We start from the raw sequence: 22,418 nt of genomic DNA on the forward strand, positions 1-22,418 counted from the left end.
GGAGATCGTGTTGCGGATCCCGGGGACCGTGTTGCGCCCCTGGGAGGCTGTGTTGCGGATTCCGGGGACCGTGTTGCGCTCTCGGGGGCAGGTGTTGCGGCTCCGGGGACCGCGGCCGCTCCCCGGAGCCGTCGCGGCGTCGCACCCGGGACCGTGCCGCGCCGACCGTCGAGACTGTGCCCGGAGACACGACCGCGCTCGTGGGCAGCGCTACCGCTCGGGGTCGACGTCCTCCGGGGCGACCAGCCCGTCGAAGGCCTCGGGGTGGGCGACGCACCCGGTCGGCTCAGGCTCCACGGCCCCGTCCTCCGGGACCGCGACCAGGTCCTCCGGGTCGGCGACAACCACGTCGTCGACGGCCGTGAGCCCTTCGGACATCACCTCCCCGTCCGCGAATGCCCCGGTGGTCGGCTCCCCGGTCCCGGTCTCCGCCACGTCCGCAGGGTCTGCGTCGTCGAAGCCGGCGCCGACGTCGCCGTCCGTCCCCTCGTCGACATCGACGTCGCCCGCCTCACCGTTGCGGACCGGGTCGGCGACGTAGCGCAACAACGGCAGCAGGTCCTGCTCGACCGCGTTTCCCGCCACGGCCGTGGCGCACCCTTCCACCTCGCCGCGCAGCCCGTCGGCGTCGACGCCGGCACCGATGAGCACCAGTCTCGTCGTCCGGCCCTTCGGCGGTGCGACCCGCTCCGCGCGGACGTAGGCCCCCACGGTGTGCACCTCGTAGGCATCGGCGTGGCCGGGCACACCGACCGAGACGGTGCCCTTCATCCGGTACAGGCCTGCGGGTCGGGTCTCGAGAAAGCCGGCGAACCGGCGCGGGTGCAGTGGCCCGGTCTCGACGGTCACGGTGTCGTAGGCGGCGTGCGCGTGCCCGGCGTGATCGTCGTGGTCGTCGCCGCGGCCGCCCCCGGCCTCGGCTTCGGCGTCGTCGACGCGCAGGTCGTCGAACGTGAGCTGCCGCGGACCTGCGTCCGGTCCCCTGTCGACGCGGTCGAACAGCAGCTCCGGGTCGATCCGCCCGAACTCGGCAGACACCACAGGGGTCGCGCCGGCCAGTTCACGGACCAGCGCGGACACACCGTCGGCGGCGCGGTCGACCTTGTTGAGCACGACAAGGTCCGCCATCGCGACCTGGTCGGCCAGTTCGGGGTGCCGTTCGCGCATGGCTGGGAACTCGGCGGCGTCGACGAGTTCGACCAGGCCGCCGTACTCGAGGTACGGGTCCTCGCTGGCGAGCACGAGCCGGACGAGGCTGCGCGGCTCGGCCAGCCCGCTGGCCTCCACGACGACGAGGTCCAGGTCGGCGGACGGGTCGGTGAGGGTCGACAGCATCCGGTCCAGTCCGCTCGCGTCGACCGCGCAGCAGAGGCAGCCGTTCTCGAGCGAGACCATCGAGTCGACCTGGCCCGCCACGCTGAGCGCGTCGACGTTCACGCTGCCGAAGTCGTTGACGACGACGCCGATACGCGTGCCGCGGGTTCCCGCGAGCAGGTGGTTGAGCAGCGTCGTCTTCCCCGCGCCGAGGAAGCCGGCGAGGATCACGACCGGCACCCGGCGGCGGCGCCCGGACCTGCCTCGCCGCTGCGGATCGTTCGCGGCCGTGCTCGCCTCGCCGGCCGTGCCGGTGCTCACGGTCATGCTCGCCTCACAGCCATACGTCGGCCTCCTGGGAACACTCGAACGTCGGGACGGGTTGAGGTAGGCGGACAGACCGGCAAACCCACGGCCTGAGAGGGTACCGACGTGCCGCACTACGACATCGTCATCATCGGGACCGGATCGGGGAACTCGATCCTCGACCAGCGCTTCGCCGACCGGAAGGTCGCGATCGTCGAGAAGGGCGTGTTCGGCGGCACGTGCCTGAACGTCGGCTGCATCCCGACGAAGATGTTCGTCCACCCCGCTGACCTGGCGGCGACGCCGCCGGCGGCGGCACGCCTGGGTGTCGACGAGACGCTCGACGGGGTGCGCTGGCGCGACATCCGCGACCGCATCTTCGGGCGCATCGACGCCATCGCCTCGGGCGGCCGCGAGTACCGCATCGAACACGACGACAACGCGAACGTCACCGTCTACGAGGGCCAGGGCCGGTTCACCGGGCACAAGGAGTTGACCGTCGAGCTGGCAGACGGGACCGAGACGATCACCGCGGACCGGTTCGTCCTCGCAGCGGGCGGCCGTGCGGTCGCTCCCGACGTTCCGGGGCTGGCCGAGACGGACTTCCACACGTCGGACACGATCATGCGGATCGAGGAGCTGCCGCGACGCCTGGTGATCCTCGGCAGCGGGTTCATCGCGGCCGAGTTCGCGCACGTGTTCTCGGCGTTCGGCGTCGACGTCACGCTGATCGCGCGTTCCGGGGCGATGCTGCGCGCCGAGGACGAGGACGTCAGCCGCCGCTACACCGAACTCGCTGCGCAGCGCATCGATCTGCGCCTGAACCGCACCACGACGCGGGCCCGCAACACCGAGACCGGCGTCGAGCTCCACCTCGAAGGGCCGGGCGGCGGCGAGACGGTCGAGGGTGACCTGTTGCTGGTCGCCACCGGCAGGCGGTCGAACGCGGACCTGCTCGACGTCGAGGCCACGGGAGTCGCGGTGACACGGTCCGGACACGTGGAGGTCGACGAGTACCAGCGCACCGCCGTCGACGGCATCTACGCGCTGGGCGACATCAGTTCGCCCTCCGAGCTCAAGCACGTCGCCAACCACGAGGCGCGGGTGGTGCAGCACAACCTGTTGCATGACCTCGGCGTCGAGGACTCGCCCGTGGCGGCCGACCACCGGTTCGTACCGCACGCGGTGTTCGGCTCACCGCAGATCGCGTCGGTCGGGCTGACGGAACGGGACGCGGCGGCTCAGGGCGTGGAGTACGTGACGGCGACGCAGGACTACGGCGGTATCGCCTACGGCTGGGCGATGGAGGACGAGTCGCACTTCGCCAAGCTGCTCGCGGACCCGTCGACCGGCAGGCTGCTCGGCGCGCACATCATCGGCCCGCAGGCGCCGACGCTCATCCAGCCCCTGATCCAGGCGATGAGCTTCGACCTCGACGCGCGCAGCATGGCGCGCGGCCAGTACTGGATCCACCCGGCCATGCCGGAACTGATCGAGAACGCCCTGCTGAACCTGCCGTTGGACTGACGGGGCACAGCAAGCGATGCCCCCAAGGGCACCTTGGTTGCATCGAACCTTGGTGGCATCGAACGCAGCCACGGGTCGGCGTGCCCGTGAGGGGTGGTGGCCGGCCGGCGGGCGGGAGCGCCCCGTCGTCCGCTGATCATGAGTCGGGCGGGGCTCGCCACCCGTGTGGAGGCGTTCGCTAGACGTAGCGGGGTTTGCCCGCGTACCAGCCGAAGGCGAGCTGGGCGGTCACCACGACGAGCACCATCGTCAACGGCACGGTCCAGCCGCCGGTGAGGTCGTGCAGCACGCCGAAGGCGAACGGGCCGAGCGCGCCCAGCAGGTAGCCGAGCCCCTGCGCCATGCCGGACAGCGACGCCGTGTCGGTGCCGGTCCGGCCGCGCAGGGTGATCGCGGTGATGGCGAGCGAGAACACCGCCATGCCGAGTCCGATGAGGATGGACCAGAGCAGCGGCGCGGCGGCGGGCACCAGCAACAGGCCGGTCAGCCCGCTGATGCCGAGCAGTCCGAGCCCGACGGACCAGAACCCGAGACCTCCACGCGCCACGACGAGCGGCGGCACGAAGAAGCTCACAGGTAGGCCCAGTAGCGACACCAGCCCCATCAGCAGTCCTGCACTGGTGCGGCTCACGCCCGCGTCGATGAGGACCTGCGGCATCCAGCCCATCATGATGTAGGCGAAGCACGCCTGGGTGCCGAAGAAGCCGGTGACGATCCAGGCGAGCCGGTTGCGCAGCAGCGATCGCCGGGGTTCTGCCGACTGGGCCGCGTGTGACGCGCTGAGACCGCCACCGCGGGTCGCCGCGAACCACAGCACGAGCGCCACCACGGCCAACACGGCCCAGCCGCCGAGTCCGCCCCGCCAGCCGCCGGTGGCTTCCGTCAGCGGCGGGGTCATCGAGGATCCCAGCGCGCCGCCGGTCTGCAGAGCCGCCGTGTAGATGCCGGTCATCAGGCCGACCCGGGCGGCGAACGAGGTCTTGATGACGACGGGGATGAGCACGTTGGCGAGTGCGATGCCCGCGCTGGCCACGAACGTCCCGGCCAGCACCACGAGCGGGCCGTCGACCACACGCAGCACCAACCCGCCGGTCAGCACCGCCAGTGCCGTCGCGACGGCCGCCGACACGCCGATCCTCCGAGCCAGCCACGGTGCGCCGAATCCGGCGAGCGCGAAACACAGTCCGGGCATCGTCGTCAGCGCGCCCGCCCACGTGCCGCTCGCCCCGAGGGTGCGGGTGACCTCGTCGAGGATGGCTCCGACGGAGGTCACCGACGGCCGGAGATTCATCGCCGCCAGCACCACCGCCACGGCGAGCAGGCCGGCACCGGCGCCCGCCGCGCCGTGCCACCGACGTCGTCCGCCCTCTTCCACGGCCGGTGCCACCGCAGTGTCGAGGTCCGCGGCGGGCGGTTCCGCCGCGCGGGATTCCATCGAACTGCTCGCCATACCCACGACGTTAACAAAAGGTAGGATGACCGGGCGAACCAACCTTTCGCCGGGTGGTCGGCATTCGGCAGAATGGCCGGCCCCGAAGGAGGTGCAGCCCGTGCCACTGTCCGCGCCCCAGCGCTCCGGCCTGGTCGACCAGGTGATCGGCCAGCTGCGCGGAGCGATCCGCAGCGGCGAATGGCCGCTCGGTGAGCGCATCCCCACCGAGGTGTCACTGGCCGGCGATCTCGGTGTCGGACGCAACACCGTGCGCGAGGCGGTCCGCGCCCTGGCGCACAGCGGTCTGCTCGAAGTCCGGCAGGGCGACGGAACGTACGTGCGCGCGACCAGCGAGGTGTCCGGCGCGATCCGCAAACTGGCGGGCACGGAACTGCGCGAAGTCCTCCAGGTACGCAAACCCCTCGAGGTCGAGGGTGCCCGCCTCGCAGCCGCGGCACGCACCGACGACGACATCACCCGCCTGCGCGAACTGCTCGACGGCCGCGACCGCGCATGGGCCGACCGGCGGATCGACGACTACGTCCGCATCGACGCGGCCTTCCACCAGGCCGCCATCGAGGCGGCACACAATTCCGTCCTCACCGAACTGTACCGAGGCCTCACCGAGGTCGTCGTCGCCAGCGTCGCGGCGACCACCCGGCTCGACGTGCCGCAGCCCGAGGAATCCGGCCACCGCGGCCTCCTCGACGCGATCACCGCACGGGACGCCGACCGCGCGGCCACCGAGGTGTGTGCCTTCTTCGCCGAACTCCACGCACGCAACGACCCATGCTGACCGTGCGTGTTGCAGTTTCCGGGGCGCGTGTTGCAGTTTCCGGGGCCCGTGTTGCAGTTTCCGGGGCGCGTGTTGCAGTTTCCAGGGCCCGTGTTGCAGTTCCAGGCCGTACCCGAGCTCGTGCCACAGGGTGGTGACGACCGGACCGGGCCGGGCCGTCGCCGTCAGGCGAGCCGGTGCAGTCGGAGCGCCAGCTGGAGCTCGAGGGCGCGCTCCGGCTGCTGCCAGTCGTCGCCGAGCAACGAGGACAGCCGTTCGAGCCGCTGGGACACCGTGTTGACGTGGACGTGCAGCCGGTCCTTGGCGCGAGTCAGGCTGCCGTTGCAGGCGAAGTAGGCGGACAGCGTGTTCACGAGATCCGTGCCGCGCTCGGCGTCGTAGTCGAGCACGGGTCCGAGTGTGCTGCGCACGAACTCGGGAACGTTCGCTCGATCGCCGAGCAACAGGCCGATGAATCCGAGGTCCGCCGCGTCCGCCCCGGCCCCCTGCCTGCCCAGCACGAGCAACGCGCGCAGGCAGCGCGCGGCCTCGGCGTGTGCCTCCGCGATCTGTGCAGGTCCACGGGCAGGGCCCGCCGCCCCGACCGTGACCGGGCCGCCGAGCCGGCGCGTGAGCTCACCCGCAACGATGCGTGCGGCGTCACCCGGCCCGTCGGACGCCGTCAGCACGACCACGCGATCGGCGTGGACGCCCGCGAGGACGCCGTAGCGTGTCGCCGCGGAGGCCAGGCGGCCACGGGTGAGTCCCGCCTCGCCGTCGGCGTGCAACAGCAGGACCGCATGCGGCTCGCTCAGGTCGAGGCCGAGCCTGCGGCCACGTTCCAGCAGCGCCGACGGGTCCCGTTCGGGAGCGCTGAGCAGGTCGGTGAGCAGCTCCCCGCGCACCCGGTCCTCGGCTTCGGCCGCCGACGACCGCAGCAACAGCAACAGCGCCGTGACCAGGCCCGCTCGTTCGAACAGTCGCCTGTCCGCGTCGCCGAGGCCGGGTCTGCCGGTGAGCGTGATGCTGCCGAGCAGTTGCGGACCCGCCATGACGGCACACACCCAGGCGTCCCCGTCGACGACGGCACGCCCCGAAGCACGCGACGCCGCGAGCGCGTACGGGCTGCAGCCCACCTGTTCCGCGCCCGCGCACGCCAGTTCGGCGCCCTCGGGGTCGTGCACGACGATGCCACCGTCGAGCACCGCGGCGACGGCCTCCGCGACACGCTGCACGTCCGCACCGCCGAGGACGAGCTCGGCCAATCGGTCGTGCGCGTCCTGCGCCCGCGCCAGCGACTCGTGGTGCGCGCGGATCGTCTCGTTGGCCTGGCCCAGTTCGTCCAATGCCACCGCGCTCGACTCGATGAGCCGGGCGTTGTCGATCGCGATGGCGGCGTGGTCGGCCAGCGACGACAGCAGCGCCACTTCGTCGGGGGTGAACGTCCGTGGTCGCCGATCGGAGGCGTAGAGCACGCCGATCACCCGGTCCCCGAGCGCGAGCGGCACGCCGAGGATGGCGATCAGCCCCTCGTCGCGCACCGCTCTGTCGATCGGCCCGGTGTGGCGGAACCGGTCGTCGGCCGGGTAGTTCGACGTCGCGTACGGCCGCACCGTCTGCGCGACCAGCCCACCGAGGCCCTCCCCCATGCCGAGACGCACCTGTTGGAACAGCGCCGACGCCGAACCGTCCGTGACGCGCATGTAGGTGTTGTCGGAGTCCTCGTCGTTCAGACTCAGGTACGACACGTCGACCCGCAGCAGCATGCGCGCACGGTGGACGATCGACCGCAGCACGGCGTCCAGGTCGCGCAGCCGCGCCAGGTCGCTGGCCGTGTCGAACAGGGCGGCCAGCTCGGCCTCACGCCGGGTGTGCGCGTCGAGAGTGCGCCGGATCGTCAGCGCCAGCCGCAGCGCTTCGTCGTCGGTCTCACCGGTGTCGGTCCGGGCGAGGTCCTCCGACGAAGCGCCGTCGGCCAGCTGTCGCAGGAGTCGGGCGGCGCCGTCGGTCACCGTTCGATGGTCGCACCGGCGCCCGTCGAACGGGGATCGCCCGCGTCGTCGGAGCCGCCCGCGTCAACCAGCGACCGTCCCCTGGTTTCCTTGGCGACGTACACCGCGACGATCGTGATCGCACAGGTCGCGGCGACGTACAGCGAGATCGCGACGCTGGCGCCCGTGCTGCTGAGCAGAGCCGTCGCAATGAGCGGAGCGAGACCGCCCGCCGCGATGGACGCGAGCTGGTACCCGATCGACGCACCCGAGTAGCGCACCTTCGTACCGAAGAGTTCGGAGAAGAACGCGGCCTGCGGGCTGTACATGGCTCCGTGCAGCACCAGACCGACCGTGACGGCCGCGATGGTGCCCCACGACGACTCGGTGTCGAGGAGCTCGAAGAACGCGAACGCCCACACGCCCATCCCGACGGCTCCGAACAGGTACACCACACGCCGTCCCACGATGTCGGACAGCCAGCCCCAGAACGGGATCACCGCGAAGTGCACGGCCGAACCGACGAGCACTGCGTTGAGGCCGAGGGACTTCGGCAGTTCCAGGTGCGTCGTGAGGTAGGTGAGCACGAACGCGGTGATCACGTAGTACGAGGCGTTCTCCCCGAAGCGCGCACCCATCGCGATGAGTACCTCGCGCCAGCTGTACCGGAGCACGGACACGATCGGTGCCTTCTCGGGCGCCGGGTTGTCGCCGGCCTTCTTGACCGCCTCGACGAACACCGGCGACTCCTCGACCGCGAGCCGGATCCACAGCCCGATGCCGACCAGGACACCGGACAGCAGGAACGGGATGCGCCAGCCCCATGCCTCGAACGCCGCATCGCTCTGCACCGTGGCGAGTACCGCCAGTACCGCCGTGGCGAGCAGGTTGCCCGCGGGAACCCCGGCCTGGGGCCACGAAGCCCAGAATCCGCGCCGCCTCGCGTCGCCGTGTTCGGACACGATCAGCACGGCGCCGCCCCATTCGCCGCCGACGGCGAACCCCTGCACGAGACGTAGGAAGATCAACAGCAGTGGCGCTGCAATGCCGATACTCGCGTAAGTGGGCAGCAGGCCCATGAGGAACGTGGCCGCACCCATGAGCAGCAGACTCAGCACGAGCAGTTTCTTGCGGCCGAGCTTGTCACCGAAGTGGCCGAACACGAGCCCACCGAGCGGCCGCGCCACGAACCCGATGGCGTAGGTGGCGAACGCCAGCATGACGCCGACGAGCGGGTCGTAGTCGGGGAAGAAGAGCTTGTTGAAGACAAGGGCCGCGGCGGAGCCGTACAGAAAGAAGTCGTACCACTCGACGGTGGTCCCGATCATGCTCGCGCCGACGACACGGAGGATGTTGGTCCGTTTCGGCTGCTCTGCGGACTCGGCGGCGCCGGAGCTGTGCCCGGGCGTCGGGTCTGTCATCTCGATCACCACTTCGTTGTGTGTGCGGGACGGGGGGGGAGTTGCCGGATTTCCTCAGGCGGCGGTCCAGCCGCCGTCGACCGGGATCGACGCGCCGGTGAGGTAGGCCGCGTGGTCACCGCACAGCCACACGGCGACGGCGGCGACCTCCTCGGGTTCGATGAGGCGTTTCACCGCGGTGCGCGCGAGGAAGACGTCGTCGGTGACGGCTTCCTCTCCGATGCCGCGGGTGCGGGCCTGATCGGCGATCTGCCCGGTGACCAACGGGGTGCGCACGTAGCCGGGGTCGACGCAGTTGCTGGTCACGCCGTGGGACGCGGCTTCGAGCGCGGTGACCTTGCTCAGCCCTTCGAGTGCGTGTTTGGCGGCGACGTAAGCGGACTTATGCGGACTGGCACGGAGCCCGTGCACGCTCGAGATGTTGACGACGCGACCCCAGCCGCGTTCGTACATCGCGGGCAACACGTGACGCAGCAGCAAGAAGGGCGCCGTGACCATCAGGCTCTGGATGGTCCGGAACACCGCGGGCGGGAAGTCCGGAATCGGCGCCACGTGCTGCATGCCCGCGTTGTTGACGAGGATGTCGACATCGCCGGGCAGTGTCTCGATCGCCTCCGGTTCGGTGAGATCGGCGACGTGTGCGCGGGCCCCGGACTCGGTTGCAGCGGCGGTCGCGGCTCGTTCGTCGACGTCGACGAGATGCACCGACGCGCCCGCCTCGGCGAACGCGCGCACACAGGCACGCCCGATGCCGCTCGCACCACCCGTGACGAGCACACTGCGGCCGTGCAGCGGTGGGAACGGCGACGCGGCGGCCTCTCCGGCCGCCCTGGGAGTGGTCGTGGTCACAGGTGCCGACCGTAAGCGGAAGCCTGCGCGGCAGCTATGTGTTCACACCACACACCTGGCGACGATGCAGTGTCCGCTGAATACATTCACAGTGACCGGACCAGGTGACGCCCCGGGTGAAGACGAGCCGGAGCTCGACTAGGTGCCGATCGCGCCCCTTGCGCCTTCGCCAGCACCGGAGCCTCGACGTCGACACTCCACCCGGCGTGACCACCGTTCGTCGTGACGACCCATCGGCCGCACTGCCTCGCTCCACTCCCACGGCTGCCACGTAGCCGGCATTGGGCCCTCATGAGCCGCCCCGTGATGAATCGTTTCATATTCCGTACGCCTTCCCATTTCATCTGATCGACCACTGGATATTCGCACACACATTCGATACCGTCGAGCGCCATGGGGGAACGAGACGAGCTGATCCGGGACCTACGTGCAGCGCGGGCGGAACGCGCCCGCGCCGACGCGGCCGAGACGACCGCGCTGGCGCGACTCGCCGACCTCGACGGCGACGTGCGCAGCCTGGCCGACGAGGTCGCACCGGAGTTGAGAGTGTCCGCCGCGGAAGCCGCGCGGAGGATCGGACGGGCCACGGCGCTGACGCAGCGCCTGCCGACAGTGCTGGGGTGGATGCACGCCGGACAGCTGGAGGCCTACGGCGCGCGGCGACTCGTGGACGTGACCGCTCCGCTCGGAGACGCGCACGCGCGCCGGGTGGATGCGCTGCTGGGGCAGCGCCTGGCCGCCGACCCGACAGGATCATGGGCGCCGGTCAACCTCGCCCGGCGGGCGCGACGACTCGTGGAACACGTCGACCCGCACGGGCAGGCGATGCGCGCCCGCAGTGCACGAGAGAAACGGGGCGTGGAGTTGCAACCGCGCGAGCACGCGATGTCCCGGCTCGCCGTCGACCTGCCTGCCGACGTGGGCGCAGCCGTCAAGGGCCACCTCGATGCGCTGGCGCGACGCCTCCGTGGACGGAGCCGGGAAACCAGCGGTGACGACGGGCGGACGATGGACCAGCTGCGGGCCGACGTGGCCGCCGACCTGCTCCTCGGCCGCAATCCCGGCGTCACCGCGCCGACGGCGGCGGCCACGGTGCACGTACATCTTCCCGTCGACACCGCCCTCGCGATCACCGACGACGGCTGCGAACTCGACGGCTACGGCCCCATCCCGGGCGCGCTCGCCCGGGAGATCATGACCAACCCGCACAGCACCTGGCGCGCGGTGCTGTGCGACCCCGGCAGCGGCCGGCCCGTCGACCTCGGACGCACCCGACGCCGTCCCACCGCCACCGTTCGGGAGCTGGTCGCCGTGCGGGACCGCGAATGCTGCATCCCGTGGTGCCACCGCCCCGCCCGGCATTGCGACTTCGACCACGATACGCCGTGGGCCGAGGGTGGCAACACGTCGGCGGTCAACGGCAGCCCCAAATGCGACCACCACCACGCTCGCAAGGACCATCCCGGCTGGCGTATGCGGCACGACGCGGACACCGGCGTCACCACGGTGACCACGCCCAACGGTGCCGTGCACACCACGGCCACCGAACCGATCCACCACCCCACCCGGCGACGCCCCCTGCGGAGCGGAGGGGAACGACGAGCTCCACGGGCCGTCCTGAAACGACGTCATCCACGGAACGAGCCCGGGGCGGGTGCCGCAGAGACGGCAGCGGTGCGGCCGCCGACGTCACCGCCGGAACACGGCGAACCCGAAGGCCGATCGGCCGGTGAATGGGCCGGCTGGACGACGTGAACGCCCCGCACCGGCCGTCGTCAGCGGGACCGTCGCCCGTCCACAGCACGGCGTCCGGAGCCGGACAACAGCCACGGCGCGGGACCTCAGGGCAGCGTGAGGATCTCCGCGCCGTCGGCGTTCACCACCAGGGTGTGTTCGAACTGGGCGGTCCACTTCTTGTCCTTGGTGGTGACCGTCCAGTCGTCGTCCCACACGTCGTAGTCGATCGTGCCGAGCGTGATCATCGGCTCGATCGTGAACGTCATGCCTTCCTCGATGAGCGTGGTGACGTTCGGCTCCTCGTAGTGCAGCACCGTCGGCTCGGTGTGGAAGGCGGGGCCGACGCCGTGGCCGGTGAAATCGCGAACGACGCCGTAGTCGAACCGCTTGGCGTAGGCCTCGATGACCCGGCCGATGACATTCAGCTGCCTACCCGGCCTGACGGCCTTGATCGCGCGCTTCAACGCCTCCTCGGTCCGCTCCACCAGCAGCCGCGCCTCCTCGTCGACGTCGCCGGCCAGGAACGTGGCGTTGGTGTCACCGTGGACACCACCGATGTACGCCGTGACGTCGATGTTGCAGATGTCGCCGTCCTCGATGACCGTCGAGTCCGGGATGCCGTGGCAGATGACCTCGTTCATCGACGTGCAGCACGACTTGGGGAAGCCGCGGTAACCGAGAGTCGACGGGTAGGCGCCGTGATCCATCAGGTACTCGTGCACGACCTTGTCGACGTCGTCCGTCGTGTTGCCGGGCTTGACCGCCTTGCCGCCCTCCTGCAGAGCCTGCGCCGCGATCTTGCTCGCCACCCGCATCGCCTCGATGGTCTCGGGTGTGCGCACCGCACCACTGGTGTCCCGCTTCGGAGCGGGCTTGTCGACGTATTCGGGGCGGGCGATCGACGACGGGACCTCACGGCGGGGCGTCTGAACGCCGGGCTTCAACGGAGCACGAACGGGCATACCCCGAGCATAATCACGCGGTAGCGCGTTCCGAGGCCGGGCGGCAGTTCCGACGGGTGCCGGTTTACCGCAGGCCGGCCAGGAAGTCGCGGGTGACGTCGACGGCGGGTTTCGACGAACCCGCGCCGGTGAGCAGGGTCGCGAACGCCACGTCGTCGAGCGGCCCGGCGTCGCCGTACCCGGCGAACCAGCCGTGGGAGTCGCTGCCGTCGCCGTACTGGGCGGTCCCGGTCTTCCCGTGCACGGCAGACAGGTCCCGCAGTGCGGTCGCGGTGCCGTCGGTGACGACCTCGCGCATCATTCGCCGCAGCGGTCGCAGCACGTCGCCGGGCAACGGTTCGCCGGTCTTGCTCGCCTTGGTGCGGTCTCCGCGGATGAGCCCCGGGGTGGGCATTTCGCCGGCGTCGACGGTCGCGGCGGCGAGCGCCATCCCGAACGGGCTCGCAAGTGTCTTGCCCTGGCCGATGCCGTTCTCCGCGCGCTGCACCCGGTCGTCGGATTCGGGTACGGAGCCGGTGATCGTGGTGATTCCGGGGATGACGAAGTCGGCGCCGATCCCCAGCGACCGCGCGGACTCGGTGAGCGCGTCGGCCGGTAGCTTCGCCGACAGCTGGGAGAACGTCGTGTTGCACGATTCGGCGAACGCGGTGTGGAGCGGCACTCTGCCCAGGTCGAAGTTGTTCTCGTTGGGGATGCGCCGGTGGCCGATCGTGGTCGTGGCCGGGCACGCCACCGTCGCGTTCGGCCGGGTCTCGCCCGCGTCAAGGGCGGCGGCGGCCGTGGCCATTTTCAGGGTCGACCCGGGTGGGTAGCGCCCGGTCAGTGCGATCGCGCCCTGTTGGTCGGCGGCGTCGTTCTGGGCCACCGCCAGCAGGTCGCCGTTCGACGGCCGGATGGCCACGATCGCCGCGGGCCCGTCGACGTTCTGCAGCGCGCGTTCGGCGGCTTGTTGGACGGGCAGGCTCATCGTCGAGTGCACGGCCGCTGCCGGCCGGGCGTCCACGGCGTGCAGTTCGCGCACCTCGGCGCCTGCGCTGTCGTTGACGACGACCCTCCAGCCGTCCTTCCCCGCCACCCGTTCGGACACGTGGTTGCGGATCATCGGGAGGATCTTGGCGCCGAGGCCTCGTTCGGCCGACAGCAGTCGCTGCTGGCTGGTGAACCGCACGCCCGGGAGCTCGTAGATCTGCGGTTTGACGGACTGGTAGTCGGCCGACCTGAGGCTGACCACGAGGTAGGGGCTGCCGTCCTCGGTCTCTCGGGCGCCCTTGAGGATCGAGCGCTTCGTGATGCTGTCGTCGAACCGGGACACGGCGCCGGCCAGGGTGCCGGCGACCTCGTCGAGCCGGTTTGCGGCGGCTTTCCTGTCGAGTGTGACGCCGATGACGGTGTCGGTCTTGAGCAGCGCCGCGCCGTTGCGGTCGAGCACGGGCGCCGGTGGGGGCGTCGCGGTCACGAGCGACAGGCTCTGCTGCGCCCCGAGGTCCGGGTGCACGACCGTCGGCGCGAAGTGCACCTTCCAGCCGTCGTCGGTGGAGCGCAGTTCGGCCTGGGCGTCGTACCGCCAGGTACGCCTGTCGCCGAGTTTCCAGGTGAGGGAGTAGCGGCCGTCGGCGCGTTCGCCCTCGGCGGTTTCGGTGACCTCGCCCGTTTCGGCCGACATCGACTCGGCTCCGAGCGACTTCCCGGTCCTCCGCAGCATCTCCTCGGCGGTGCCGGGCGTGTCGGTCAGCGCGGCCGCTTCACCGGGTTTGTTCTCCTGCCATGCGGTGAGGAACTCGTCGAGGGCGTTCTCGGCCCCGTTGCCTCCGAACACGCTGCAGCCGGACAGCGCCAGCACGGCCGTCAGTGCGAGGGCGGTCGCGGTAGTGGGTCTCGCCATGGTTCAGAACAACACCGTCGCGAAGCTGCCCACCTGGCGGAAGCCGATCTTGCGATACGACGCGAGCGCCGGCGTGTTGAACGAGTTGACGTACAGGCTGGCCACTCTGCCCATTCCTTTCACCAGTCGCGACGCGATCGCGGCCGTGCCCGCCGCGCCGAGACCTTCGCCGCGGCGGTCCGGATGCACCCACACGCCCTGGATCTGTCCGACGTGCTGCGACAGCGCTCCGATCTCGGCCTTGAACACGACCTCGCCGTCCTCGAAACGCGCGAACGCGCGCCCGCCGGCGATCAGTTCCGCGACTCGGGCGCGGTACCCGGCACCGCCGTCGCCGGCTCGCGGGTCGACGCCGACCTCCTCGGTGAACATCGCGACGGCGGCGGGCAGGTAGCGTTCCAGTTCGTCGGGCCGCACAGGCCGCACGAGCCGGTCGGGCAGGACGTCCGGTTGGCGTTCGAGCGCCATCAGCGGCTGCTCCGCGCGGACCTCGCGGGCCGGACCCCAGTCGACGGCCAGTTCGTCCCACAGGCCCAGCACCTGCTCGGACGGTCCGACCACGGAGGAACACCTGCGCGACCGGCGCAACGCTCGATCCGCGAACGAGCGGATCGCGGCGTGGCCGCCGGACAGCGGCACCATGTTCGGCCCGGCGAAGCACAACCCGTCGAGCGCGCCGTTGGCCTCGCGCCCGTCGGAGCCCCACAGCTCACCGCCGAGGCGCCACGGGTCCACGCCCGCGATCTCGACGCGCGCGGACACCATGCAGTTCGCCACCGGGTTCACGCCCAGCGCGGCCCGGACGGCCGGATAGTCCCTGTCATCGAGGAGCCGCGCGCCAGCAACCCGCAACACATCGTCCAGACTGCCAGAGAACACCTCGTAACGGGGAACGACCACCCCGGTGGGCGTACCGGCGGCGAGCCCGATCACCGTCCGGCACGCGGTTGGCGCCGGTGGTCAGGCTCCCGGGTAGGTGCCGAACACCCAGACGGTGCCCTCGGGGTCGGCGATCGCGGCGTTGCGGGATCCGTAGTCGGTGTCGTGCGGTTCCTGTTCCACGGTCGCGCCCGCGGCCCGTGCGCGCTCGTGCACGGCGTCGGGGTCGGCGGTCACGACGTAGATCCACTGCGGTGCCCGTTCGAGCGCCCCCGTTCCGCCGTGCGCCTCGGGCCTGCGGGACCCGACCATGACCCCGCCGCCCTCGGGCCAGCGGAGTTCGCCGTGTACGACACCGCCGCTCTCGTCGGGGACGATCAGCGCCTCGGTGAAGCCGAGTACGTCGGTGAGGAACGCGCGAGCGGCGGCGATGTCGTCGTAGAGCACGCCCGGCCAGACGCCGGGCTTCGGCGTGGTGCGACCGGGCGTCGCGTTCGTCGTGGTGTCGGTCGTCGTGTTCGTCATGGCTCCGAGTCTGGTATCGGAGCGGTGAGCGGGTCTTGGAGAAACGGGAGCTCCTCGGCCAGCCACGCCGCCGGTGCGCACCCTGCGAGCGCCCGCCATTCCGCGGTCAGGTGCGGCTGGTCGACGAAGCCGCACCTGGACGCCGTCTCGGCGAGGCCGCCACCGGCCTTCAGCAACCCCACGGCACGTTCGAATCGGACGACCCTGGCCGCCTGCTTGGGGGTCAGCCCGATCTCACGCCGGAACCGCTCGCCGAAGTGGCGCCTGCTCCAGCCCGTTTCGCGGGCGAGCGCCTCCACCCGGACGGTCCCGCCCGAGCGGCGGATCCGATGCCACGCCCACGCGACGTCCTCCGCGGACCCGGTCGGGTCGTCGCCCATCCGGGCGCTGAGCACGTCGTCGAGGATCGCGAACCGGCTCCGCCAGTCGGGCGCCTCGGCGAGCCGTTCCGGCAGCACGGCGAGATCACCGTGCAGGTCCGCCAGGTCGAGGACGTGGCCGGTGAGTTCGGAGGCGGGCACGCCCACCATCGCAGCCGCACCCGCGGGTTCGAGCGCGAGTTCCATCCCGTACTCGGTGCCGGCGCGCGCGATGAGCACCGGCGAGGTGTGCAGTCCGCCGAGCAGTGCCCGGAACTCGCCGGGCGCCTGGTCGCCGCGCGGCATGCCCACGATGCGGACCGGCTCGCCGAGGCTGATGTTGAGCGTCAGGTGCCCGCTCGGCAGGCCCCGGTGGACGGCCTCTCCGACAGCCACCTCGCCTGCGGCCACCTCGTCGACGGCCGCACCGGCACCGTCCGGCGCCGCACGCGCGCCCACGTCGCCCGCGGTCGCGGACTCCGACGCGGCGGACCGGTACCCGATGTACCGCGCCACCCACGGCCGAAGCCGCGGCCGCGGTCGCGCAACGGCCCATCCGTCTCCCACCTCACCGAGCGTGGCAGAAGCGGGCGACCGTCACCAGCGCCATCGGCCGGCCCGCCCACGAGCAGACCGTCCCACGAACGGGTCGCGTGAGGTCAGCCCACGGTGACGACCGGCTCCCCGGACTCGTCGACGTCGCCGTTCTCCTCGGCGATGCGCATGGCCTCCTCGATGAGGGTCTCCACGATCTGCGCCTCGGGCACGGTCTTGATGACCTCGCCCTTGACGAAGATCTGGCCCTTGCCGTTACCGGACGCGACGCCGAGGTCGGCCTCCCGCGCCTCGCCGGGACCGTTGACGACGCAGCCCATGACGGCCACGCGCAGCGGCACCTCCATGCCCTCCAGGCCAGCGGTGACCTCGTCGGCGAGCTTGTAGACGTCGACCTGCGCCCGCCCGCAGGACGGGCACGAGACGATCTCGAGCTTGCGGGGACGCAGGTTGAGCGACTGCAGGATCTGCGTGCCGACCTTGATCTCCTCGACCGGCGGCGCCGACAGCGAGACGCGGATCGTGTCGCCGATGCCCTGCCGCAGCAGTGCGCCGAACGCGACGGCCGACTTGATCGTGCCCTGGAACGCCGGACCGGCCTCGGTGACACCCAGGTGCAGCGGGTAGTCGCACTGTTCGGCGAGGATCTCGTAGGCCCGCACCATCACGACCGGGTCGTTGTGCTTGACGGAGATTTTCAGGTCGTGGAAGTCGTGCTCGGCGAACAGCGAGGCCTCCCACAGCGCCGACTCGGCGAGCGCTTCGGGCGTGGCCTTGCCGTGCTTCTCCATCAGCCGCTTGTCGAGCGACCCGGCGTTGACGCCGATACGGATCGGCGTGCCGTGGTCCTTCGCCGCGTGGGCGATCTCCTTGACCTGGTCGTCGAACTTGCGGATGTTGCCCGGGTTGACGCGCACGCCCGCGCAGCCGGCCTCGATCGCGGCGAACACGTACTTCGGCTGGAAGTGGATGTCGGCGATCACGGGGATCTTCGATTTCTGGGCGATCGCGGGCAGCGCCTCGGCGTCGTCGGCGCTCGGGCACGCCACGCGCACGATGTCGCAACCCGACGCGGTCAGCTCGGCGATCTGCTGCAGCGTGGAGTTGATATCCGCGGTGTTCGTCGTGGTCATCGACTGCACCGAGATCGGGTGGTCGCTGCCGACGCCGACGGCTCCGACCTGCAGTTGCCGGGTCTTACGCCGTTCGGCCAGTACGGGGGGTGGTGTGCCGGGCAGACCAAGGTCGACGGTCATCGATTCCTCTGCAAAGTCGGCGAACGCGTTCGCTCCCACGATACCCGTGTGCTCGTCGGGCTCGCCCCGCCGCGGGCCCGTACCCGCGTGGGCACCGCGGGCCGGCGTCCCCGCAGCACCCACGCGGGCGTCGCGGGGACCGGCTAATCGGTGATGGTGATCGGGTTGACGATGTCCGCGGTGATGGTCAGCAGCACGAACGCGCCGCCGACCACGATGATGACCATCGTCACGGCGTTGAGTTTCGTGTAGTCCACCGGCCCGGCCGCCGATTTGCCGCGCAGTTTGCGCAGCCAGTCGCGGACCCGTTCGTACCAGGTCACGGCGATGTGACCGCCGTCGAGCGGCAGCAACGGCAACAGGTTGAAGATGCCGACGAAGAAGTTGAGGCTGGCCAGCAGGAAGAAGAACAGTTCCCACAGGCCTTCCTGCGCGGCCTCACCACCGATCCGGCTCGCGCCGACCACGCTGATCGGCGTGTTCGGATCCCGTTCCGCACCGAAGATCGACTCGACGACGGCGGGCACCCGTTCGGGCAGCTCGAGCAGCCGGTTCCACGTCTCCACCACCAGGTCGCCGGTGAACGCGGCCGTGCCGCCGATCGCCCCGACGGCGTCGTACTCCCAGCGGTTCGTGAACGTGACGCCGATCGACCCGATGTCGACGAGCTTCCGCGTCTCGGGGTTGTCCGGGTCGGTGACGGGCCGTGTGACCTTCTCCACGTCGACGGTCAGCGGGATGACCTCGCCGCCTCGTTCGACCCGGAAGTCCGTCGGCCCGGACAGGTTCTGCACCTCGGCGACGACGTCGGTGTAGGTCGGGGTCTCCTCCCCGTTGACCGAGACGATCACGTCGCCCTGGCGGATCCCGCCGTCGCGGGCGGGCGCGGGCGCGCCGGGCTCGCAGTTCGGGTTCGTGTACTGCTGGTTCGTGCGCGCGTCCTGCACACAGGGCGACACCTGAGAGATCTCGGGGGTGCCGAAGAGGTTCGGCAGCCCCATCGTGGCCGCCATCAGGTACAGCACGACGAAGCCCAGGACGAAGTGGGTGAACGACCCGGCCGCCATGACGACCGTGCGCTTCCACGTCTTGAAGCGGTACATCGCGCGTGGCCGCTCGTCGTCGGTGACCTCGTCGAGCGCGGTCATGCCCGCGATGTCGCAGAAGCCGCCGAAGGGCAGCCACTTGAGGCCGTACTCGGTCTCGCCGCGGCGGAACGAGAACACCGTCGGGCCGAAGCCGACGAAGTAGCGCCGCACCTTCATCCCGAAGGACTTGGCGGCGACCATGTGGCCGGCCTCGTGCAACGCCACCGAGATACAGATGCCGAGCGCGAAGGCCGCGACCCCCAGGATGTAGACGAGCACCCGCTACTTTCCTCCGTTACCGATCATCGGTCCCCCGACCTCGCGGGCACGCGCGCGTGCCCACTCCTCTGCGGCGAAGACGTCGTCGACGCCCGCGGGTTCGCGGCGCCATTCGTCGGCGGCGGCGACCACCGCACTCACAGTGTCCACGATGGACGTGAAACCGGCGTTGCCGGCCAGGAAGGCTCCCACCAGTTCCTCGTTTGCGGCGTTGAACACGGCAGGCAGGCAGCCACCGGCCGCACCGACCTCGCGGGCCAGCTCCACCGCGGGGAACGCCTCGCCGTCCAGCGGTTCGAAGGTCCACTGCGCGGCGGTGTCCCATCGGCAGGGCCCGGCGGCGCCGGGAACCCGGTCCGGCCAGTGCAGCGCCAGCGCGATGGGCAGGCGCATGTCGGGCGGGCTGGCCTGCGCGATCGTCGAACCGTCGGTGAAGGTGACCATCGAGTGCACGATCGACTGCGGATGCACCGTGACGTCGATCCGGTGGCACGGGATGTCGAACAGCAGGTGCGCCTCGATCAGTTCGAGTCCCTTGTTGACGAGCGTCGCCGAGTTGATCGTGACGAGCGGGCCCATCGCCCAGGTGGGATGCGCCATGGCGTCGTCGACCGTGACGTCGGCCATCTCCGCCCTGGTGCGGCCGCGGAACGGACCGCCGGACGCGGTGAGCACGAGCCGGTCGACCTCAGCGTCCCGACCGCTGCGCAGGGCCTGGGCGAGTGCCGAGTGCTCGGAGTCCACGGGCACGAGCTGCCCCGGGGCGGCGGCGCCGAGCACCAGCGGGCCGCCCGCGATCAGCGACTCCTTGTTGGCCAGAGCGAGCGAGGCGCCCGTCCCGATGGCGGCGAGCGTCGGCCGCAGCCCCTGCGAACCGGGCAGGCCGTTGAGCACGACGTCGACCCGCTCGGCGTCGATGAGCTCGGTCACGGCGTCGGCGCCCGCGAAGATCCGCGGCAGCGCGAACTCGCCGCGGGCGTAGCCGCGGCGTTGCGCCTCGGCGTACAGCGCGAGCTGCAGGTCCTCGACGGACGTTGCCCGCGTGATCGCCACCGATGCCACGCCGTGCTCGATGGCCTGCGCGGCCAGCACCTTCGGATCGGAGCCGCCCGCGGCGATGCCGGCCACCCGGAACAGCTCCGGATTGCGCGCGGCGATGTCGAGCGCCTGGGTGCCGATCGACCCGGTCGAACCCAGGACGAGGACGCTGCGTGGAGTGTTCACGTGGCCATTGTCTCGGACTCCTGACTGCGGCCCGACGGCAGGCATGTGGGATCATCCTCTGCGAGCACCGAGTCCGAGCGCAGGAGGAGTGAACGTGGCTGGCAACGCGGTCGAGAAGCGCACCGGCACCGAGGTGAGTTACTCGAACGGGGTCGACCCCCACGAGGAGCCGTCCGCCGAGTGGGGCTGGCACGGCGGGTTCCCCAAGGCCACGCAGGGCGCAGGCTGGTTCACCGTGTTCGCACTGCTGATCATGCTGATCGGCAACCACGAGAGCAACACCGAGAACATCTGGCTCGTCGGTATCGCCATCCCCGTGGCCGCGGGCCTGGTCTACGACCTCAAGCGCCGCCGCACGGCCTGGCGCCGCAACTGAGGTCCGGCGCAGGAGCGGACCGGGCACGAACCGGCGCAGTCCGAACCACTCCCCCGTCGCCGGCCCGAGCCCCGGCGAGAGGCGCGCGTCCTGCGCCTCGTCGCCCGACCGCAGCTCCAGCGCCCTGGCTCAGCGGTCCGGCCCACGCTGCGCTCCGGCCCACATCGCACTCGGCACATGTGTTCTACGTCGAATCGGGCACGGGTCCGGTTGCCGGCGGAAGTCGTCATTGAGCGGTCCACGGGTCGACGACCTCGATACCGGTATCAACGAAATCCTTGGTGTTCCGGGTCGCCAAGCAGCCGGCGTGCCGACGGCAGATCGCAGCGATCTGCGCGTCGGCGTCGCTGATCGGCCGCCCTATCGCCTCCCGCTCGGCTTTGATGGCCCCGTAGTGCGTAGCCGCGTGTGGATCGAAGGCGAGCAGGCGACCGTGGAACGGCCCGTTCAACAGTTCCGCTGTTTTGGTCAGGAGTGCGTCCCTCCGGTGCCCGGCAGACAGCCGCCGCACTCCGTAGGTTAGTTCACCGACCGTCACAGCGGTCAGGAACAGCTCGTCGGCCGGACGACGGTCCAGCCAGTCGGCGACCCTCTCGTCCGGCGCCGAAGTCATGAACTCTGAGACGACGTTGGTGTCCAGAACGATCATTCGGGCAGGTCCACGGTCCTGCCGTGGTCGTCACGGGAGGGCAGCTCGAGCGACCCTTCGGGAACATCGCCGAAGAGCCGCCGCAACTGGGTGCCGACCCCCTCGGCCGCCACGGGCTCGGCCAGCGCCGAAGCGAGGATCGCCCGCACCTCGGATTCCATCGAGCGACCGTGCTCAGCCGCCCGGACTCGCAACTCGGCTTTCAGGTCGTCATCGAAATCACGGATCGTCAACGTCGCCATAACCCACCTCCCACTGGCATTGCAGTCAATGCTAGCAAATGACGGCGCATTGTGGACGGATCAGGGATCCGGGCCCAGATATCGACAACTCCTCACTGCTCCAGACGAGTGGAATAACGCCATGTGGTTGAACGACAACGGATCGTGTCCTTCTGTGGAAGCAGCAGCCGCTGGGGAGGTGCGATGGGCACATCGACGAGGTACCCGGGACCGCGTGGCGGACCATGGATACGCCCACGAGGCAGCCTGACAAGGTCGATCACGCCGCTCCGCCAAGCCGGCTCGACCACGCAGTCCGCCGCCAGGCCTCCGCGCCAGGACGTGGACACCGCCATTCGGACAGCAGTACGGAAGTGGCAGCGCGAAGGCAAACCTGAGGAAGTCGCCGAGGCTTTCGTCGACGCCCTCCGCTCGGAGCTACGGGCCGACCCCACCGCGTTCGACCTGGTGGAGGTCAGCGCGCGGGCCGGAAGGCGGCTAGTACTGCAACGACACTTCGTTATATCTTGACTGGGCGTGTCGCTGAGGCCCTGTTTCGGCGGTCCTGTAGTTGATCTTGTGTGTTGGAGATGGTGACAGGCTGGTCGGCGCGTTTCGCCGCGTTCGCGGGGCGGTTCGCGGAGCGGTTTTCGCGGGTGGAGCCGCGGCAGCAGATGGTGTCCTACCTGCGGGGACTGCTGGCCGAAGTCGAGCGCAAGAACGGCTGGACCCTGGCGGAGATGGTCGGTGAGACCGGTCCGCAGGGCATGCAGCGGCTGCTGAACTTCTACGCCTGGGACGCCGATGGCGT

Annotated in this window: 19 protein-coding genes and 1 pseudogene; 5 read left to right on the forward strand and 15 right to left on the reverse strand. The window is 70.5% G+C overall.

Annotation, left to right across the window (positions count from 1 at the left end; all coding sequences use genetic code 11):
• Nucleotides 1-210 precede the first annotated feature (210 nt).
• Complete coding sequence (locus LY13_RS05835) at nucleotides 211-1,641, reverse strand: GTP-binding protein (protein ID WP_308216276.1); 1,431 nt, start codon at nucleotides 1,639-1,641, stop codon at nucleotides 211-213.
• A gap of 105 nt (nucleotides 1,642-1,746) precedes the next feature.
• Here LY13_RS05835 and LY13_RS05840 point away from each other — a divergent pair, with 105 nt between their 5' ends.
• The gene (locus LY13_RS05840) at nucleotides 1,747-3,147 is read left to right on the forward strand and encodes a mycothione reductase (RefSeq protein WP_253827209.1); all 1,401 of its coding nucleotides are present in this window, start codon (nucleotides 1,747-1,749) and stop codon (nucleotides 3,145-3,147) included.
• Between the two features lie 178 nt (nucleotides 3,148-3,325).
• Here the strand turns inward: LY13_RS05840 and LY13_RS05845 are convergent, their stop codons facing one another.
• Nucleotides 3,326-4,597 carry an MFS transporter gene (locus tag LY13_RS05845; RefSeq protein ID WP_372493757.1) on the reverse strand — a complete coding sequence of 424 codons (1,272 nt, stop codon included), beginning with the start codon at nucleotides 4,595-4,597 and terminating at the stop codon, nucleotides 3,326-3,328.
• A gap of 100 nt (nucleotides 4,598-4,697) precedes the next feature.
• Here LY13_RS05845 and LY13_RS05850 point away from each other — a divergent pair, with 100 nt between their 5' ends.
• Complete coding sequence (locus LY13_RS05850; RefSeq protein WP_253827211.1) at nucleotides 4,698-5,375, forward strand: FadR/GntR family transcriptional regulator; 678 nt, start codon at nucleotides 4,698-4,700, stop codon at nucleotides 5,373-5,375.
• A gap of 164 nt (nucleotides 5,376-5,539) precedes the next feature.
• Here the strand turns inward: LY13_RS05850 and LY13_RS05855 are convergent, their stop codons facing one another.
• Genes LY13_RS05855 through LY13_RS05865 form a run of 3 tightly spaced genes read right to left on the reverse strand, consistent with a single transcriptional unit; the run spans nucleotide 5,540 to nucleotide 9,615 of the window.
• A complete protein-coding gene (locus tag LY13_RS05855; protein ID WP_253827212.1) occupies nucleotides 5,540-7,366 on the reverse strand; it encodes a helix-turn-helix domain-containing protein in 1,827 nt (608 codons plus the stop codon).
• Nucleotides 7,363-8,766, reverse strand: a complete 1,404-nt coding sequence (locus tag LY13_RS05860) for an MFS transporter (RefSeq protein WP_372493758.1) — start codon at nucleotides 8,764-8,766, stop codon at nucleotides 7,363-7,365. Before LY13_RS05860 ends, LY13_RS05855 begins: the two co-directional genes overlap by 4 nt.
• Nucleotides 8,767-8,820: 54 nt before the next feature.
• A complete protein-coding gene (locus LY13_RS05865; protein ID WP_253827213.1) occupies nucleotides 8,821-9,615 on the reverse strand; it encodes a 3-hydroxybutyrate dehydrogenase in 795 nt (264 codons plus the stop codon).
• Nucleotides 9,616-10,008: 393 nt separating this feature from the next.
• On the opposite strand from LY13_RS05865, the gene LY13_RS05870 reads away from it, so the two are divergent.
• Nucleotides 10,009-11,370, forward strand: a complete 1,362-nt coding sequence (locus LY13_RS05870; RefSeq protein WP_253827214.1) for an HNH endonuclease signature motif containing protein — start codon at nucleotides 10,009-10,011, stop codon at nucleotides 11,368-11,370.
• Nucleotides 11,371-11,456: 86 nt separating this feature from the next.
• On the opposite strand, the gene map is transcribed toward LY13_RS05870, so the two are convergent.
• The 8 genes from map to dxr form a co-directional block, all read right to left on the reverse strand.
• The gene (gene map, locus LY13_RS05875; RefSeq protein ID WP_253827215.1) at nucleotides 11,457-12,314 is read right to left on the reverse strand and encodes a type I methionyl aminopeptidase; all 858 of its coding nucleotides are present in this window, start codon (nucleotides 12,312-12,314) and stop codon (nucleotides 11,457-11,459) included.
• 64 nt (nucleotides 12,315-12,378) lie between these two features.
• On the reverse strand, nucleotides 12,379-14,196 hold the full coding sequence (locus LY13_RS05880; RefSeq protein WP_253827216.1) for a penicillin-binding transpeptidase domain-containing protein: 1,818 nt from the start codon (nucleotides 14,194-14,196) through the stop codon (nucleotides 12,379-12,381).
• A gap of 3 nt (nucleotides 14,197-14,199) precedes the next feature.
• A complete protein-coding gene (locus tag LY13_RS05885; RefSeq protein WP_253827217.1) occupies nucleotides 14,200-15,051 on the reverse strand; it encodes a GNAT family N-acetyltransferase in 852 nt (283 codons plus the stop codon).
• A gap of 105 nt (nucleotides 15,052-15,156) precedes the next feature.
• Nucleotides 15,157-15,600: a VOC family protein gene (locus LY13_RS05890; RefSeq protein WP_253827219.1), complete on the reverse strand. Its 444-nt coding sequence runs from the start codon at nucleotides 15,598-15,600 to the stop codon at nucleotides 15,157-15,159.
• The gene (locus LY13_RS25885; RefSeq protein WP_253827221.1) at nucleotides 15,597-16,526 is read right to left on the reverse strand and encodes a helix-turn-helix domain-containing protein; all 930 of its coding nucleotides are present in this window, start codon (nucleotides 16,524-16,526) and stop codon (nucleotides 15,597-15,599) included. The genes LY13_RS05890 and LY13_RS25885 overlap by 4 nt, the downstream gene beginning before the upstream one ends.
• A 92-nt stretch (nucleotides 16,527-16,618) precedes the next feature.
• Nucleotides 16,619-17,770 (reverse strand): flavodoxin-dependent (E)-4-hydroxy-3-methylbut-2-enyl-diphosphate synthase, encoded by a 1,152-nt coding sequence (ispG, locus tag LY13_RS05900; protein WP_253827223.1) that lies wholly within the window; start codon nucleotides 17,768-17,770, stop codon nucleotides 16,619-16,621.
• A 143-nt stretch (nucleotides 17,771-17,913) separates the two neighbouring features.
• The gene (locus LY13_RS05905; protein ID WP_253827225.1) at nucleotides 17,914-19,137 is read right to left on the reverse strand and encodes a M50 family metallopeptidase; all 1,224 of its coding nucleotides are present in this window, start codon (nucleotides 19,135-19,137) and stop codon (nucleotides 17,914-17,916) included.
• A gap of 3 nt (nucleotides 19,138-19,140) precedes the next feature.
• Nucleotides 19,141-20,361, reverse strand: coding sequence for a 1-deoxy-D-xylulose-5-phosphate reductoisomerase (gene dxr / locus LY13_RS05910; RefSeq protein ID WP_253827227.1), 1,221 nt, complete (start codon nucleotides 20,359-20,361; stop codon nucleotides 19,141-19,143).
• A 94-nt stretch (nucleotides 20,362-20,455) separates the two neighbouring features.
• On the opposite strand from dxr, the gene LY13_RS05915 reads away from it, so the two are divergent.
• Nucleotides 20,456-20,737: a DUF2631 domain-containing protein gene (locus LY13_RS05915; protein ID WP_253827229.1), complete on the forward strand. Its 282-nt coding sequence runs from the start codon at nucleotides 20,456-20,458 to the stop codon at nucleotides 20,735-20,737.
• A gap of 226 nt (nucleotides 20,738-20,963) precedes the next feature.
• Here the strand turns inward: LY13_RS05915 and LY13_RS05920 are convergent, their stop codons facing one another.
• Complete coding sequence (locus LY13_RS05920) at nucleotides 20,964-21,386, reverse strand: type II toxin-antitoxin system VapC family toxin (RefSeq protein WP_253827231.1); 423 nt, start codon at nucleotides 21,384-21,386, stop codon at nucleotides 20,964-20,966.
• Nucleotides 21,383-21,628, reverse strand: a complete 246-nt coding sequence (locus LY13_RS05925; protein ID WP_253827233.1) for a FitA-like ribbon-helix-helix domain-containing protein — start codon at nucleotides 21,626-21,628, stop codon at nucleotides 21,383-21,385. The genes LY13_RS05920 and LY13_RS05925 overlap by 4 nt, the downstream gene beginning before the upstream one ends.
• Nucleotides 21,629-22,197: 569 nt before the next feature.
• Here LY13_RS05925 and LY13_RS05930 point away from each other — a divergent pair.
• Nucleotides 22,198-22,418: pseudogene (locus LY13_RS05930) on the forward strand (IS701 family transposase); the annotation flags it as partial.

The organism is Prauserella aidingensis (genome assembly GCF_024171865.1).
GTDB lineage: Bacteria > Actinomycetota > Actinomycetes > Mycobacteriales > Pseudonocardiaceae > Prauserella > Prauserella aidingensis.

What these genes read in the sequence shown, in the direction of transcription:
- LY13_RS05835 (WP_308216276.1), bottom strand. Translation starts at nt 1,641, where the DNA reads ATGACCGTGAGCACCGGCACGGCCGGCGAGGCGAGCACGGCCGCGAAC.
- LY13_RS05845 (WP_372493757.1), bottom strand. Translation starts at nt 4,597, where the DNA reads ATGGCGAGCAGTTCGATGGAATCCCGCGCGGCGGAACCGCCCGCCGCG.
- LY13_RS05860 (WP_372493758.1), bottom strand. Translation starts at nt 8,766, where the DNA reads ATGACAGACCCGACGCCCGGGCACAGCTCCGGCGCCGCCGAGTCCGCA.
- LY13_RS05870 (WP_253827214.1), top strand. Translation starts at nt 10,009, where the DNA reads ATGGGGGAACGAGACGAGCTGATCCGGGACCTACGTGCAGCGCGGGCG.
- map (WP_253827215.1), bottom strand. Translation starts at nt 12,314, where the DNA reads ATGCCCGTTCGTGCTCCGTTGAAGCCCGGCGTTCAGACGCCCCGCCGT.
- LY13_RS05880 (WP_253827216.1), bottom strand. Translation starts at nt 14,196, where the DNA reads ATGGCGAGACCCACTACCGCGACCGCCCTCGCACTGACGGCCGTGCTG.
- LY13_RS05890 (WP_253827219.1), bottom strand. Translation starts at nt 15,600, where the DNA reads ATGACGAACACGACGACCGACACCACGACGAACGCGACGCCCGGTCGC.
- ispG (WP_253827223.1), bottom strand. Translation starts at nt 17,770, where the DNA reads ATGACCGTCGACCTTGGTCTGCCCGGCACACCACCCCCCGTACTGGCC.
- LY13_RS05920 (WP_253827231.1), bottom strand. Translation starts at nt 21,386, where the DNA reads ATGATCGTTCTGGACACCAACGTCGTCTCAGAGTTCATGACTTCGGCG.
- LY13_RS05925 (WP_253827233.1), bottom strand. Translation starts at nt 21,628, where the DNA reads ATGGCGACGTTGACGATCCGTGATTTCGATGACGACCTGAAAGCCGAG.